The organism is Gracilibacillus oryzae, from assembly GCF_009498735.1.
GTDB lineage: Bacteria > Bacillota > Bacilli > Bacillales > Amphibacillaceae > Gracilibacillus > Gracilibacillus oryzae.
The window spans coordinates 196,918-213,183 of the sequence record NZ_ML762424.1 but is presented as its reverse complement, the minus strand read 5'-3'; the positions used below and the strand labels follow the sequence as shown (position 1 = coordinate 213,183).

The window sequence follows — 16,266 nt, the reverse complement described above, 5'->3', positions numbered from 1 at the left end:
GTATCGATTTTCATTGTTGTCCTTATGTTTAAAGAATGGAAATTATATTTGTTTGATCCCAATTTTGCTAAAGGTATTGGTTTATCATTAAAAGGGATGAATATTCTCTATACATTAGCACTTGTCACTACGATCGTTATTGGAATTCAGGCAGTTGGCGTTATCTTAATTGCTGCCTTATTAATTATCCCGCCGGTCAGTTCCCGTTACTGGACTCAGTCGTTTGGAATGATGCTGCTGTTGTCAGCAGTCTTCGGTGGATTAGCTGGTGCAGCGGGAACAGCGATAAGTACTGTAGGAAGCGGCTGGCCAACAGGTCCATTCATTGTTATTTGCGCTTCTGCATTTTTCGTTGTTTCACTAGTCTTTGGCAAACAAAAAGGTATTTTAGTAAATTATATTCAATTTAAGAAACGGCAAAAACTTGCGCAGCTGCAGCAGAATACCCGATTAAAAGCACAGGAGGTGGGCAAATGACATATACAGCATGGATTATTTTAACCGCTTGTCTAGTCGGTGCTACTTCCGGATTAATTGGTGTGTTCTTAATACTAAGAAAGATGGCGATGATGGCGGATGCGATAAGTCATACTGTTTTATTAGGAATTGTGATCGCCTTTTTAATTACGCGTGAACTGAGTGGTCCCCATATGCTTATCGGTGCAATAATTGCAGGATTGCTTACTGCTTTCTTAGTACAATGGCTGCATACTCTGGACATTGAGCAGCACGCTTCGATGGGAATTGTTTTTACAACATTATTTGCGATCGGCGTTATTTTAATTGCTACATCTGTTGGAAATGCCCATCTCGACGTCAAGCATGCCTTAATGGGGGAGATCACTTTTATTCCATGGGAAACGAATGCTTGGGTTTGCATTTCTGATCGTGCTGTTTTTTATTGTTGCCTTCTATAAGGAATGGAAGATAACATCTTTTGATCCTGCACTTGCAGCAAGTCTCGGTATTCCAGTCATTGTGATGCACTATATCTTTATGAGTCTTGTGTCTGTTACAACTGTGGCTGCTTTTGATGCGGTTGGTGCGATTATGGTTGTGGCAATGTTAATCACACCAGCTGCTTCCGCTTACCTCTGGACAGATAAATTGTCTGTAATGCTTGTGATCAGCAGCTCGATTGGTATTATTTCTGCCATCCTTGGCTATTTTATTGCTATATTGATTGATACATCCATCTCAGGCTCGATGGCTTTTGCTACTGGAATTTTGTTTATTATCAGCTTTGTATTCTCGCCAAAACATGGATTAATTTCAAAGTATGTTAGACCAGCAAAAGCTGATGTTATAACATCAGAAGGATAAACGAGATCAAGTTACAGTGACAGGGCATCCACTTTTGTGGCTGTCCTTTTTAATATGTCGATTTTCCCTGAATTACGCAAAAATTAGTAAACGGTTCCACTTTAGTGGTCGTCTATGATACAATGACAAAAAATAGTCCGGAAATTTCAGTCAGTGTCACCGTAATACTCGTCTTCAATAAATTTCAGTTGGAAGGGGTTTAATATTATGAAACTAGGCTTATGTTCAGTTACTTTTCGGGACAAGACACCCGAGCAAGTTGTTGATTTAGTTGCAGAAGCAGGTTTAGAAGCAATCGAGTGGGGCGGTGATGTACATGTTCCTCCAGGAGACTATAATAAGGCAGAAGTGGTTGCAAGTTTAACTAAGTCGCGAGGGCTTGAAGTAAGTTCTTATGGCTCCTATTACCGATTAGCTGACCATACAGATAATGAATTTGCTTTTCCAGCAATTCTGAAGACAGCCAAATATTTGGAAACCAATGCAATTAGGGTATGGGCTGGCAGTAAGGGAAGTGATGATGCAACGAGTGATTACCGGAAAAAAGTAGCGGAGGATGCTCGAATAATTGGCGACCTGGCAGCACAGGAAGGGATTAGTGTTCATTTGGAATACCATGGCGGAACATTAACAGATACGAAGGAGAGTGCCAGACAATTAATGGAAGAGATTTCTCACGACAATGTATTCCTATATTGGCAGCCATCCAATGATGTATCAGTTGAGGAACGATTAGCAAGCATTGATTATGTGGAAAACTGGATAACGAATATCCATATCTTCCACTGGTACTCCTATCAAGATCGAATGAGTCTGGCTGAAGGCGCAGAAGACTGGAAACAATATTTATCATCCATTCAGGAAGATAACAAAGAGCGTTATGTGTTAATTGAATTTGTTAAAGGAGACAGTGAAGAGCAGTTTTACCAGGATGCACAGACATTAAAGGAACTGAAAGAGAGTATCGTAAATAAAGCAACCTGATCGATAATCAGGTTGCTTTATTATCAAACTCAAGTTCTTTATGAAAACCAGAGAACTTGGTCTTTTCATTATTGATAGAATGATTCTACATTATAACCATCTTGTTCTAAGTAATGAATAACGCTAGTATCGCCAATATAGTGTCCCGCACCAACGACAACAAATGATGTTGCTTGTTGATCAGATTCTAACAGTCCGGCAATTTTATCTGCCATATCAATATCTCGTTGACCAAGAAGCATATCATTAAACTCACTTGGTTCTTCAGCTGATGCATTAAAGCTTTCAGCAAAGCTGTCCACATTGCCTTCTTTCCAATAAGTAAACCAATCATTGATCATATCTGTTTCATTATATTCCGGATTTGGTGAAAGAATGCTGTCCAATGTCTGAACTAAATACTCTTCCTGTGCCTCTGCAGATAAACCATCAAACAAATCTGCCTGGAATTTTACTCCTTCTAACTCTTCAATAGGTTTTTGAGCGAGAAGTGCATTTGTCATAAAGTACATATCTATACCTGAGTTTGCCATTTCCTGAGCTGACATATCTAATGATTCACTAAGTGACAGGTTAGATAGTGTGCTAGCTAAAGACCATGGTTTCAGGTTCTGTACAGCGTCAGCTGACAGCCCGTATTTTTCCAGTGCTTTTTCCAGTTTGTCATATGTTTCTTCACTGACAGCATCTTTGATTGTTGTGCCATCCTGATACATTGATGCTTCATTGAAGTATTGTAAATCTTCTGTATTTAAGAGATTTACTTCCACATATAAACTGTCAGACTCCTCAAACGCAGAGACTAATTCACTGTCAAATGGGTATAACTCAGGAGTTCCTACATGGATGGAACCTAGTAAATAGACGACATTTCCATCGTTTTCGACTTTCCATGCAACACCTTTTGCTCCAGCATCTAACTGGTCATACGTATCTTTAACAAGGCGTTTTGCAAAAAGAACAGCTTCCTGAGTTGTTGCAGGTCTTTCTAGTGCAAGGCTATTACCATTTCCCACTACAATCTGACGCTCTTGGAAATACTCTACTGGTGAGCTTTCTGCTGGAAGGTCATATGGAGCAACAATATTAAATAAGCCATTTAATACATCTTCTCTTGTTGTACCATCAATCGTAATAGGCTCATAGTTCACGCTTTTTTCGATATCTATATCAGCAATTTTTTCTGAAGTTTGAGTAAGAATATCCTCTAATCTGTCCTGAGAAATCTCACTGCGGAAATTATCGTAATACCATTCGGTTGGATAAATTCCATATTTTTCTCCTTCATTTAATTCACCGACCGCCCATGGACTTATATCTGGTGTTTGCTGTTCAGCACCGAGTACTGGGATTACTGTAGATAACATCATTGCTGATGCAGCAATAGATGCCAACATTCCTTTTTTCCATTTGTTCATTTTGTTATGTTCTCCTCTCGATTTCAGCAGAATTCATTTTTTTCGAAAACATTATGTAGTCATTCATCGAGGAATTCTGCCGCTGTAAATTCTATCTAATAAACTAGGCAACAATAATCAATTTGCTACCTTAATATGTTTATTTCACCTCCCTTGTATAAGACATACGACTTATATTTATTAAAAGTTTCATTATTTTTAGAATTTTTTAAAATATTGTCAGCTGTATACTTAAATCATTTATTCTCAAATTTGCGTTAAAAACTCTAACAAAATTTGAATTCTATGTTTAAACAATTCAATAGCTGGGAATTGTTTTTACAAATAATAATAGAAAAGGATTGATTCACTATCAATGACCATAAAATCTCCCTAGATTACACAAACGAGATGGAAAAAGCCATGCAGCAATCACATGGAATAGGATATGTGGAATACAGCAATAAGCTGCAGAAGCGTATTAAAGTGGAGAAAGAACGTGAGGAGAGCTATGAGAAAAGTTTAAAAGTTGTAGATGAGGTTAATCGAGTTTTACACCGTTAAGTATAATGAAGTAAGTAGTTAAGTGATGAGACCCAGAGCCAATATTTGAAATGGTTCTGGGTTTTTAACGTAACATTACCTTCCTATAAGAAAAAACAGGTTTGTCACATACCTTGCGACAAAAGTGGTTTATATGTTTATTGTATGATGGGTAGTGGTATCCTATAATTGTATTGGTCAACTGTTTTTTTAGATATTATACGAGAGGAAGTAAAAATATGGCTCAATCAACTATAAAAGTTAAAGTCCAGAAGTTTGGTAACTTTCTGAGTTCAATGATCATGCCAAATATTGGTGCGTTTATTGCGTGGGGACTTATAACTGCATTTTTTATAACGGATGGTATTACTCCGAATGAACATATCGCACAATTAGTCGATCCAATGGTCAAATACTTATTACCACTATTAATTGGATATACTGGTGGTAAGCTTGTTCATGATCAACGCGGTGGTGTGGTAGGTGCCATTGTTACAATGGGGGTTATCGTTGGAGCGGATACTCCGATGTTCTTAGGTGCCATGCTTATGGGACCATTAGGCGGTTATCTCATCAAAAAATTCGATGAACTAATCGATGGGAAAATTAAATCAGGCTTTGAAATGCTTGTAAATAACTTTTCTGCTGGTATAATTGGCGGTCTTCTTGCGATCGGTGCTTATTTGGCAGTAGGGCCAGCAGTACAGGCATTTACATCAGTACTTACTACAGGGGTTGATTGGTTAGTAAGTAATAATTTATTACCATTAACAAGTATTTTAATTGAACCAGGGAAGATATTATTCTTAAATAATGCGATTAATCACGGGATTATATCACCAATTGGCCTCGAACAAGCCAGCGAAACCGGGAAATCAATTCTTCTATTATTAGAAGCCAATCCAGGACCAGGTCTTGGTGTGTTATTAGCATTCACCCTTATGGGGAAAGGTTCTGCAAAACAATCAGCACCAGGGGCAGCTATTATTCACTTCATTGGCGGAATTCATGAGATTTATTTCCCATATGTATTAATGCGTCCATTACTAATAGTGGCGGTTATCTTAGGTGGTATGAGTGGCGTCTTTACTCTATCGATACTAGGTGGAGGATTAACAGGTGTAGCTTCACCAGGTAGTATTTTAGCTATTGCTGCGATGACACCAGGTGACTTAAGTGTGTATATCGCTAACTTTGCAGCAATATTGGTAGCTACGATTGTTTCATTTGCAGTGGCAGCAATTGTCCTGAAATCAAGTAAACAAAGTGATGAAAATATTGAAGAAGCAACAGCAAAAATGCAGGAAATGAAAGGCAAGAAAAGTTCAGTTGCAGGTAACCTTTCAGCCAATTCTGGTACGGTTCCAGAAAATGTAGAGAAAATTGTTTTCGCATGTGATGCCGGAATGGGATCAAGTGCAATGGGGGCTTCTCTTCTCAAGAAAAAGGTGAAAGAAGCTGGTTTAAATGATATTTCTGTTACGAATACAGCCATCAGTAATTTACCAAGTGATGCTCAAATTGTTATTACACAAGAAGAGTTAACACCACGTGCAAAAGGCAAATTGCCTAATGCTTATCATATTTCTGTTGATAACTTCCTATCAAGCCCAGAATATGACAAGCTGATTGATACATTACAAAATGGTGTCTCAGAAGAATTAAATGAAATGGTAGAAGAAACAGAAGCAGAAACAGATGTAACAGAGGAACCAAAAGAAGATGACGGCTTGTTACTGGAAGAAAATATTTTCCTTAACCAGGAGTTTGCTTCAAAAGAAGAAGCCATTCGGTTTGCAGGTGAAGTATTGGTAAAAGCAGGTTATGTTGAAGAAAGTTATATTGACGCGATGGTGGAACGTGATAATATGACATCAACATACATGGGGAATCATGTTGCCATTCCGCATGGAACAGAACAGGCGAAAAAAGCTGTATTACGATCAGGCTTTACTGTGCTGCAAGTCCCTAATGGGGTGGATTTTGATGGTCAGACAGCGAAATTAATCTTTGGTATTGCTGGAAAAGATGGTACCCACCTCGACATTCTTTCTGGAATAGCTGTCGTTTGTTCGGAAGAGGAAAATGTGGAACAAATGGTCCAGGCGAAATCAGCAAAAGAATTGCTTGAGCTTATTAACAGTAAATAAAGAGAGACTTTGAGTAGAAAGGCAGAAATCACTGTCTTTCTATTCTGTTATATTCGCTTTTTACAGCTGAAGCTGCCGTAAAAGTGGACCATAGGCGCAATTTACATATCTCCATAATGAAATGAGTGAATGGCATGTTTATTACGTCAAGGGAGAAATCCATTATTGATTCGATAATAAAAACTTCCGGCAAGCATACACCACAATCCCTGGCCAGCTATCTTCATGTAAGTGTAAGAACTGTTCAGCGAGATCTGAAGACTGTTGATAATATTCTCAAACCTTTTGAATTAAAGCTTGACCGTACACCGAATGACGGCTTAATCATAAATGGTACCAATGAACGGATATATAAACTAATCCAGCAGTTGGCACAAGTTCACCCAACAGATGAGACAGCTGAAGAAAAAAAGCTGCAATTGCTGATTATCTTATTAAGTGAAGGAAATTATTCAAAAACCCAGATACTAGCAAAAGAATTAGGAGTTAGTGTAACAACACTGGGAACTTACCTTGATGATCTGGCACATTGGCTGGAGAAATTCTCGATCCAATTAACTAGAAAAAGAGGTGTCGGTGTATGCTTAACCGGTGGAGAAGCAAATATCCGCCATGGATTTGCTGCATTTTTATTGTTTTATTTTCACGAAGAATTATTGGATAATCTATACAAAATCCAAGGTGGAAGAAATAACCGTGATTTGGTGCTGGGCTATTTTTTATCAGATAATCTTAAAATGATTGATAATAAAGTTCACCAATTAACTGAAAAAGGAAAAATCAAATTAGCGGATAATGATTATCTGGCACTTATTGTTCATATAGCGATTACATTGCAGCGTGTGCATTCGAACTTTCTTTTGGAAGATGAAGATGAACTATTTGATGATGATGCTACAAGTTCCTATCGTTTAATGGATCATTTATGTGAAGAGTTGACAGATGAACTATCCATTCCGCTTGGAAAAAAAGATATTTATCTTCTGACAGCTATTTTAAAAGGATCCAAATTAAAAAACACGGATGCGGTAGAATATGACAGCATCATGCTCTCACAAATAATGAAAAGTGTTATTCAGGATGTATCTAATCAAATCCATGTAGATCTAACTCATGATTTTTCACTATTTCAAGGTTTGCTTGCCCATATGGAACCGGCTATTTTTCGACTAAAACACAGAATGGGGTTATTTAATCCATTAACAGCCGAAATTAAGAAGAAATACCCTGTGTTATTTATGGCTGTCCGCAATAGTCTGGAAAGTGAGTTCGTAAAGGTAAATTTTCCTGATGATGAGGTTGCTTTTATTGTCCTGCATTTTGGATCTGCATTATTAGTAAATGAAGAAACAGCGGAAATTGAAGCCGTCATTGTCTGTCCAACAGGAATAGGAACATCCAAAATGCTGGCAAGCCGTATCCAGAAGGAATTTGTAGAGATTAATTCCATTACCATTAAGTCAATCAAAGAGTTGGAAAAATCGAATCTGGATCAGTTTGATCTTATCATTTCAACAGTAAGACTTCCATTTGATGATATCCATTATATTATTGTTTCGCCTTTATTGAATGATAAAGATATTCAAATGATCCGCAGCTTTTTGCAGCATAATATCGAAAAAATAATCGGCAAACATGTCTTTGGCTCAGGAAGAAGCAAAGGAGTTAGACAAGAACCTTCTGATCTTCACAATGTTTTAAAGGAAATAAAGGATGTACAGACTAGTATAGAATCAATTATGAATCATTTTCATTTATATCAAAAAACGAATTCAGATTATAAACAAGTGTTAAAAGAACTGGTCATCCAGCTGGAGAAAGAAACAGTCATAACAGATGCAGCGAGAGTATTGGATAAGCTGGAAGAAAGAGAAGCGTTGGGCGGATTAGGAATTCCGGATACTAATATCGGACTTTATCATTGCCGGGACTCCAGTGTGAAGCAGCTGATCTTTCAAATAGGACATCTCGAGCATCCTTCGTTGATTAAAGGAATGGATGGCAGGGAAATGAAAATGAAAAACCTGTTATTAATGCTGTCACCTGAGGAGCTTAGCGGAAAACAACAGGAAATCTTAAGTTTAATCAGTACAAGTATAATTGAAAATGAAATGACAATGATGATCTATTCATCTTCAAACGAGAGAATGGTAAAGCGGAAATTAGAAGAACTTTTTTCCGATTATCTAAAAAATAAATGGGTAAAGGAATGATGATAATGAAACAAACAGTTCACTTTGGTGCAGGTAATATAGGCAGAGGATTTATCGGTGCATTATTTTCAGAGTCTGGCTATCATGTCACATTTGTGGATATTGCGGAACAAATCATTAATAAACTAAATGAGCAAAAGTCTTATCACGTTAAATTAGCAACAGATAAGCAGGAAACTACTGCTATTCACAATGTTTCAGGACTGAATAATATGACACAGGAAAATGAAGTGATCGAAACAATTGGCAATGCCACATATTTGACTACTGCAATTGGACCGAACATTTTACCGCGAATTGCTCCGCTTATTGCAAGAGGAATATCAGAACGCGTATATCAAACAGATGAGAAGCTGTATGTAATCGCATGTGAAAATCAGATTGGTGCAACGGACATTTTAAAGAAACATATTCTGGAAAATATTGATGAAGACACAAAAGAAAGACTGGATGGGAGAGTATATTTCTTTAACTCAGCTGTTGACCGGATTGTGCCGATTCAGGAAGATCATGATTCACTTGATGTTTTAGTAGAGCCATATTATGAATGGGTTGTGGAAACAAATGAAGATATTCCGGCTGTAGAAGGTATGACAATTGTCGATGAATTGGCACCATTTATTGAAAGAAAGCTGTTTACCGTTAACACAGGGCATGCTGTCATTGCCTATCTTGGCTATCTTGATGGAAAGTCAACAATTGATAAAACATTAGCAGATGAAAATATTGCCAAACAAGTTGAAGATACATTAAAAGAAACAGGAAATTATTTAGTGAAGCAATATGACCTGGACAAAGAAGATCATTTTGAATATATTGAAAAAATTATTGGCCGATTTAAAAATCCATACTTAAATGATGGGGTGACAAGGGTAGGACGTGCGCCAATCCGTAAGCTAGGTTCTGAAGACAGATTGGTCCGCCCGGCAACAGAAGCACAGAAAGCTAGTCTGCCATTCACCAATTTGGCGAAAGCTATTGCTGCTGCATTATTGTTTGATTTTCAAGAGGACGAAGAAGCGGTCAAGCTTCAAACAATGGTTAAAGATACGGGGATTGCTAAAACGCTGCATGAAGTGAGCCAATTACCAGAAGACAGTGAGATAACGAAAGAAGTTATGAGACAATATGAAGAGTTAAAATAATGTTTAGAGACAGAGATGGTGTGAACAATACACTGTCTCTGTTTTTTTATTGAAGCGGGAAGTTGTATTGGCAGATGGGATAGGTAAAAGCAGTTATCCTATCAAAACTGTAAAAGGCAAGGGCAGATTTGATAGGTAGAAGCAGTTATCCTATCAAAACTGGTAAGAGTAGGGCAGATATGATAGGTAGAAGCGGTTATCCTATCAAAACTGTAAAAGGCAAGGGCAGATATGATAGGTAGAAGCGGTTATCCTATCAAAACTGTTAAAGAGTAGGGCAGATATGATAGGTAGAAGCGGTTATCCTATCAAAACTGTTAAAGAGTAGGGCAGATATGATAGGTAGAAGCAGTTATCCTATCAAAACTGTAAAAGGTAAAGGCAGATATGATAGGTAAAAGCAGTTATCCTATCAAAACTTTTAAAGACAAAGGCAGATATGATAGGTAAAAGCAGTTATCCTATCAAAACTGTAAAAGGCAAGGGCAGATATGATAGGTAGAAGCTGAAATCTCATCAGATCCTCCAAATAAATGGATGCAAGCAGTCAATTATACTTCATTCCCATTCTCCATTATAATGGAAGGGAGGAAGGTGATGGAATTGTCTCAGACAATGGAAGCACCAAAAGGAAAGAAACGCCTTGGTTTAGCAATCTTACTAGCTTTACTGGGCACATTAGGTCCATTTAATATTGATATGTACTTGCCGAGTTTTCCAATGATTGCTGAAGACTTTGGGGTACGGGCATCACTTGTTCAATTAAGTCTTACAGCTTGTTTGGTCGGGTTAGCTGTAGGGCAATTGATAATCGGGCCGATTAGTGATGCGAAAGGCAGACGAAAACCGCTCATTATATCGATTTCTTTTTTCGCAGTGGCATCCATAATCTGTGCGTTTGCACCAAATATTTATGTATTAATTATTGCGCGCTTTCTGCAAGGGTTTACGGGATCTGCAGGAATTGTCCTGTCACGGGCAGTTGTCAGAGATACATTCAGCGGTAAAGACTTAACTCAATTTTTCTCTTTATTAATGGTTATCAATGCAACAGCACCAATGATTGCTCCTATAAGTGGCGGGGCTGTTCTGTTATTACCTTTTGCAACATGGCATACGATTTTCCTTCTGTTAGCAGTATTTGGGATGTTTCTCGTCCTGATGGTTGTTTTTCGATTAAAGGAATCTCTTCCAGTTGAACACAGGCAACCAAGCTCGATTGGAAAAACTCTTAAGACAATGGGGAAAATACTTACTGACCGTTCCTTTATCGGTTATGCGATTGTGGTCTGTTTTGTCCAAGGGGGAACGTTTGCCTACGTTTCTGGGACACCCTTCGTCTACCAGGAGATTTATGATGTTTCACCACAAGTATTTAGTTTTCTGTTCGGAATAAATGGACTTGCGATTATATCCGGAAGCTTTTTAGTAGGTAAATTAAGCGGAAAGATCGAAGAACGGACAATGCTGCGTACAGGGGTCATCATTTCGTTATGTGCCAACACATTATTGCTTGTTATGACTATAATAAAAGGACCACTTGCCATGATTGTAATCCCAATTTTTATACATATGTTTACAATTGGAATTATATTAACAAGTTCTTTTTCTTTAGCGATGACGAAACAAGCGAAACGGGCTGGGAGTGCAAGTGCCATTCTGGGCATGTCACCTTTATTAATGGGCTCCATTATTGCTCCAATTGTTGGGATTGATGAGACGAGTGCCATTCCGATGGGAGCAGCATTATTTACCACTTCGTTAATTGGATTTATCGCATTTTTTACCTTAACGAAAAAGACAGATTGATAGAATTTAACTTAAAATTTGATAGACATGCTCGTAATCGAGGTTTACGAGCATGTCACATTTTTCCCCTCAACCTTCATATACTTTTATCCATTCTTCAACGGTTTGTTTCGAGACAAGCTCTCCTATCAATTGATACGGTATTTTTTTAGGGTTAGTAAAACGAATACAACTTTTTCCCATATTTAATTTTGTACTCATGTGATTTGGATACTCTGTTTGAAACCATTGCAGCAAGTTGCTGTCCGCATATAAGCCCATATGGTAAACAGCCAGATGATTTTTTTGTGCTGCTATACTAAGAAACGGTAAAGGGGTGTCCTTTTTGCAGTGATAACCATCTGGATAAGTCGATAATGGTACAACATAGGAAGGCATTCCATATTGCATTTCCTGTTCAAAACCCTCCGGTATCTTCTCGTCTATTACCTTTTTTAACTCAATAAATGATGACTGCCACTTTTCATCTATTTGATCAATATAATTTTCTATTGTCAGCATAATTACCCTCCTTGAATCCGTTTTCCTCTATCATATCACATTTTACCCTATCAAACTCAGTCAATCGCAGACCTCGTTAATGGCAACTTGTTCGTATGAGACAAAAACCTTGTTGTTATGCAGATATATAGATGAAACGCTTAAATATTAACAAAAAATATAAAGAAATCATTTGTAAATATTTCATTTACTATTATAATAGTTGTAAGTACATGTTTTATCATTTTTAATTTTATTTGTAAGTTGTACTTATATAATGGATAGAAATGAGGGGGAACTATGAGTAAAGAAGCAAGTAATACTTTTAAAGACAAAATTATTGCACATTATTATTTTGATGATGCTGACAATGTTGGAAAAGATTATTCGGATAACGGTAACGAAGCAATTGCGGAAGGGAACGACAAACCGGTAATAGAAACAATAGCCGGCAGAAAAGCTGTAACATTTGCAGGTGGAAAGAATGGTAATTCTTATATCAGACTTCCTTCAGGTTTATTGAATAATGTTACGGATCATACGGGAATTACTGTCAGCAGCTGGGTTTATTTAAGAAAAGGTGAAAATGTGTGGGAGCGCTTTTTTGATTTAGGTAAAGGACCAGAAGGACCATATATATTCTTAACACGAAATTTACGTGGTGTCTGTTTCTCGGAGTCAGAATTAATAGCAGATGCCGGGAAAACTTTTGGGTCTGGAGAATGGATCCATATTGCAATGTCTGTAAGCGGTACAGAAGGCGGTACATTAAGCAGCGCTGGCCCTGTTATTTATGCAAATGGAGAAGTAGTGGCAGACGGTTCTATCAGTCAGACTTCAAGTGGTACGTATAAGAAACTGCGGAACTGGTTTGAAACATTCTCAAATGAAGAGAATTACAGCAATAATTATATAGGAAGATCTCAACATGTGGCAGATCCTGATTTTCATGGTTCTTTGGCGGATTTTCGCATTTATGAATCCGCTTTATCGGAAGATGATGTCATTGAAGTAATGTGTGAATCACTAACAGACGAACAAATTGTCCAACTCGCGAAGGATAAATATCTTTCCTTTCCAATAACAGTAGTATCAAAGGATGTACCTTTACCTTCTTCTCTAATGGGTGGCAAGGTAAATGTAACCTGGAAATCAAGTGATCCAGCTTCTTTATCGGACGATGGCAAAGTTGGAAAAGTAGAGGCTCCTAAAGGTGTAACACTCACTGCTTATCTAAAAAAAGAAGAGCAGACAACAGAGAAACAATTTACGGTAACGGTTCTTCCAAACGGTGTTCCTTCTCATCATGTAACGATTCATGGAAGTAAGGAAGTATTGGATGTAAGTGACATCATGTATGGCCTGTTCTATGAAGATATTAACAATGCAGCCGATGGAGGAATTTATGCGGAGCTTGTTCAGAATCGTTCATTTGAATCTTTTGAGTTTGATACCTATTCACATGAATCAGGTGTTTGCGGGTGTTCGACAGGCAGAAACCATGTACCATTACACGCATGGTTTGGTGATGTTGATCAAGTAACCGTAAACAATACAGGAGGATTAGACGAATTTTTCGGTGTGAATGATAAAGATGTCAATTCGCATTACCTTACAGTTCCAGATGGTGCCCGTATCATCAATAAAGGCTTTACTGATTCCAACCATCATTGTGCAATGTCTGTAAAAGATGGTGATCTGTATGATTTTACAATATGGGCTAAAGCAGAAGATGCATCAAGCATATCTATCCAGCTGCAAGATGAGAATGGCAAGCCGTTAAGTGACGACATAATGGTGGAAATAGATGGCGGGAGCACTTGGAAAAAGTATGGAGTGGATCGAGAGTGTGTATTAACAGCTTCTGTTACATCACTTGGTCAGCTTGTCTTAACGTTTAATGGAGAGATCTCTATTGATATGGTTTCTTTAATGCCGAGAGATGTATGGGGAGCAGAAGAGGAAGAACGTTCAGCTTCAGCTCATGCAAATTATAAAGGAAATCCAAACTATCGCTTGCGCAAAGATCTAGTCAATGCATTGGGTGATCTGCATCCAAAATTCCTTCGTTTTCCTGGTGGATGTATTTCTGAAGGATCGTTTATTTGGGAAAATGTATACGAATGGAAAGACTCTGTAGGTGCTGTTGAATTACGGAAAGAAAACTTTAATGTTTGGGGTTATATGATGACAATGGGGCTTGGCTATATGGAATATTTCCAGTTAGCAGAGGACTTAAATGCTACACCTCTTCCTGTTATGGCTTGTGGGGTATTATGTCAGGCTCGATCCAATTATGTTAATCCAGCTGGTGGTGAGTTAAGAGATTATTATGTGAAGAGCTTTACTGATTTAATCGATTTTGCGATTAGTACAGATTTTGAGAGTAATGAGTGGGCAAAGTTAAGAAAAGAAATGGGACATGAAGCACCATTCGATTTACACTATTTAGGTATTGGTAATGAAAACTGGGGCAATGAATTTTTTGCAAACTTCGAATATTTCAAAGCTGAAATTGATCACTATATGGATGTACATTATCCAGGATATGAACTTCACATTATTTCAACGGTTGGAGCTCAGGCTGATGATGATGCGTACCAGGAAGGCTGGAAATTCCTGAGCGGTAATATGACAGGGTCAGCAACTGTTCAATTTACTGATGGCAAGAAAACAATGGACGAAACAGTCTCATGGTATGAAAAACAGCCGAATTATATGGATACAATCGCAGATGAGCACTATTACCGCTCAAATGAATATTTGCTAAACAATGTCGACAGATACAATTATTATTACAGGGCATATCACGCTGATGGCAGTTTGGATGAAAGAGAATCATCCAAAGTATTTGTTGGAGAATTTGCTTCAACAGACAAAAATACTTTAGCAGGTGCTGTTGCAGAAGCTGCAATTATGACAGGCTATGAAAATAATGCGGATGTCGTAAGGTTAGTTGCCTATGCACCATTATTTAATAAAGTGCTGACAGATGGAACGTATCGCTGGACACCTGACTTAATCTGGTTTGATGATGAAGATGTCTGGTTTACACCAAATTATTATGTGCAACAGCTTTTTGCAAAATATCTTGGCACAAAAGTGTTAAATACATCATTCTCAGCATATCAAAATGGAAACTTAACAGAACTTGCACCACACGGCGGGATTGAAATTGCTACAGCAGATGCAGAGATTCATGTAAAGCATGTAAAAGTAATGGATAATACGAGTGGGAATGTGTTATTTGAACAAGACTTTACAGAAGAATTGGATACTAAGTGGCAAGTGATTCCAGGCTCAAAGGGCTATGAGACTGATCCAGAAAAAGGCTTGGTGTTAAAAGCTCAAAATGGAGGCTTAAATGGCCTTTATCTCATGAATAATGAGTGGACAAATTATAAAGTGGAAGTTGAAGCAACGAAAGTATCTGGAAATGACGGATTTTATGTTGGGGTAGGATTAACAGATATTTCACCTGAGAAAAAAGATGTGCTAGAGTACGCGATTGGGTACAATGGTAATGCAACAGGAGTAAAGGTGCACAAACAAGGTATAGAAGGCTATATGCTAGGTGACTATTCATCAAGTACTGCTGCAGGTAACTTGCGAGCAAGCTGCTACGAGGAACTAGTCCTTGATCAGCCATATACGATTTCGGTTAATTATGGCGGAGTTGCTGGTGATCGATTGATTTGCTCTTATACTGATGGCAATTTTACAAGCAAAGTGTTAGATTACAAATTAGAAGCATACAATCGAGAAATCTTCCATTCCGTAACAAAAGATGATAAGCATGTTTATGTGAAACTGGTAAATGCAGACCCATTTGAGAAAACTACTGAAATCTCATTCAAAGACTTAAATGTTGCTCCTCAAGGGAAAATGATTATCGTAACTGGAGATGAATCCATCGTCGATACACCAAATGTTAATAAAAAGAATGCAGAGCAAGTTGTTCCAACAGAAACAGTAATAAAATTAGATGAAGATCGTTCTGTTGTAGCATTATCCGCTAATTCAGTAAATGTTATTGTTTTAGATATAAAGTAAATAGCAGAGACCATGTGTGAACAGCATACATGGTCTCTTTTTTTAGTGGAAATTATTTGGAATAATGGTAAAACATTGATACAGAAAAAATGTGATTTCGATAATAATGAATGGAATATTATGTTAGTATAGAAGTGGTACATAAGTGGATAAATGAGGAAGAGAGGTG

At 37.7% G+C, this 16,266-nt stretch carries 10 protein-coding genes and 1 pseudogene; 9 read left to right on the top strand and 2 right to left on the bottom strand.

Annotated features, from left to right (window positions below; translation table 11 throughout):
• From F9U64_RS22730 to F9U64_RS00920, 3 genes and pseudogenes are all read left to right on the top strand, one after another.
• A partial coding sequence (locus F9U64_RS22730) for a metal ABC transporter permease (protein WP_228275538.1) occupies positions 1-477 on the top strand: 477 nt, incomplete at its 5' end.
• Positions 474-1,191 (top strand): annotated as a pseudogene (locus tag F9U64_RS00925) (metal ABC transporter permease); the annotation flags it as partial. The gene F9U64_RS22730 and the pseudogene F9U64_RS00925, both read left to right, overlap by 4 nt.
• A gap of 339 nt (positions 1,192-1,530) precedes the next feature.
• Positions 1,531-2,307 carry a sugar phosphate isomerase/epimerase family protein gene (locus F9U64_RS00920; RefSeq protein ID WP_153400897.1) on the top strand — a complete coding sequence of 259 codons (777 nt, stop codon included), beginning with the start codon at positions 1,531-1,533 and terminating at the stop codon, positions 2,305-2,307.
• Between the two features lie 68 nt (positions 2,308-2,375).
• On the opposite strand, the gene F9U64_RS00915 is transcribed toward F9U64_RS00920, so the two are convergent.
• Positions 2,376-3,725, bottom strand: a complete 1,350-nt coding sequence (locus tag F9U64_RS00915; RefSeq protein WP_153400896.1) for a TraB/GumN family protein — start codon at positions 3,723-3,725, stop codon at positions 2,376-2,378.
• Between the two features lie 402 nt (positions 3,726-4,127).
• Here F9U64_RS00915 and F9U64_RS22565 point away from each other — a divergent pair, with 402 nt between their 5' ends.
• From F9U64_RS22565 to F9U64_RS00895, 5 genes are all read left to right on the top strand, one after another.
• The gene (locus F9U64_RS22565) at positions 4,128-4,268 is read left to right on the top strand and encodes a YuzK family famiily protein (RefSeq protein WP_194287264.1); all 141 of its coding nucleotides are present in this window, start codon (positions 4,128-4,130) and stop codon (positions 4,266-4,268) included.
• 218 nt (positions 4,269-4,486) lie between these two features.
• On the top strand, positions 4,487-6,397 hold the full coding sequence (locus tag F9U64_RS00910) for a PTS mannitol transporter subunit IICBA (protein WP_153400895.1): 1,911 nt from the start codon (positions 4,487-4,489) through the stop codon (positions 6,395-6,397).
• Between the two features lie 134 nt (positions 6,398-6,531).
• Positions 6,532-8,610 carry a BglG family transcription antiterminator gene (locus tag F9U64_RS00905; RefSeq protein WP_153400894.1) on the top strand — a complete coding sequence of 693 codons (2,079 nt, stop codon included), beginning with the start codon at positions 6,532-6,534 and terminating at the stop codon, positions 8,608-8,610.
• 5 nt (positions 8,611-8,615) lie between these two features.
• A complete protein-coding gene (locus F9U64_RS00900; protein WP_153400893.1) occupies positions 8,616-9,755 on the top strand; it encodes a mannitol-1-phosphate 5-dehydrogenase in 1,140 nt (379 codons plus the stop codon).
• A 597-nt stretch (positions 9,756-10,352) separates the two neighbouring features.
• Positions 10,353-11,564, top strand: coding sequence for a multidrug effflux MFS transporter (locus F9U64_RS00895; protein ID WP_228275537.1), 1,212 nt, complete (start codon positions 10,353-10,355; stop codon positions 11,562-11,564).
• Between the two features lie 69 nt (positions 11,565-11,633).
• Here F9U64_RS00895 and F9U64_RS00890 read toward each other — a convergent pair whose 3' ends face one another.
• The gene (locus tag F9U64_RS00890; protein ID WP_153400892.1) at positions 11,634-12,065 is read right to left on the bottom strand and encodes a DUF1801 domain-containing protein; all 432 of its coding nucleotides are present in this window, start codon (positions 12,063-12,065) and stop codon (positions 11,634-11,636) included.
• Between the two features lie 279 nt (positions 12,066-12,344).
• On the opposite strand from F9U64_RS00890, the gene F9U64_RS00885 reads away from it, so the two are divergent.
• The gene (locus F9U64_RS00885) at positions 12,345-16,097 is read left to right on the top strand and encodes an alpha-L-arabinofuranosidase C-terminal domain-containing protein (RefSeq protein ID WP_153400891.1); all 3,753 of its coding nucleotides are present in this window, start codon (positions 12,345-12,347) and stop codon (positions 16,095-16,097) included.
• The last annotated feature ends 169 nt before the right edge of the window (positions 16,098-16,266 follow it).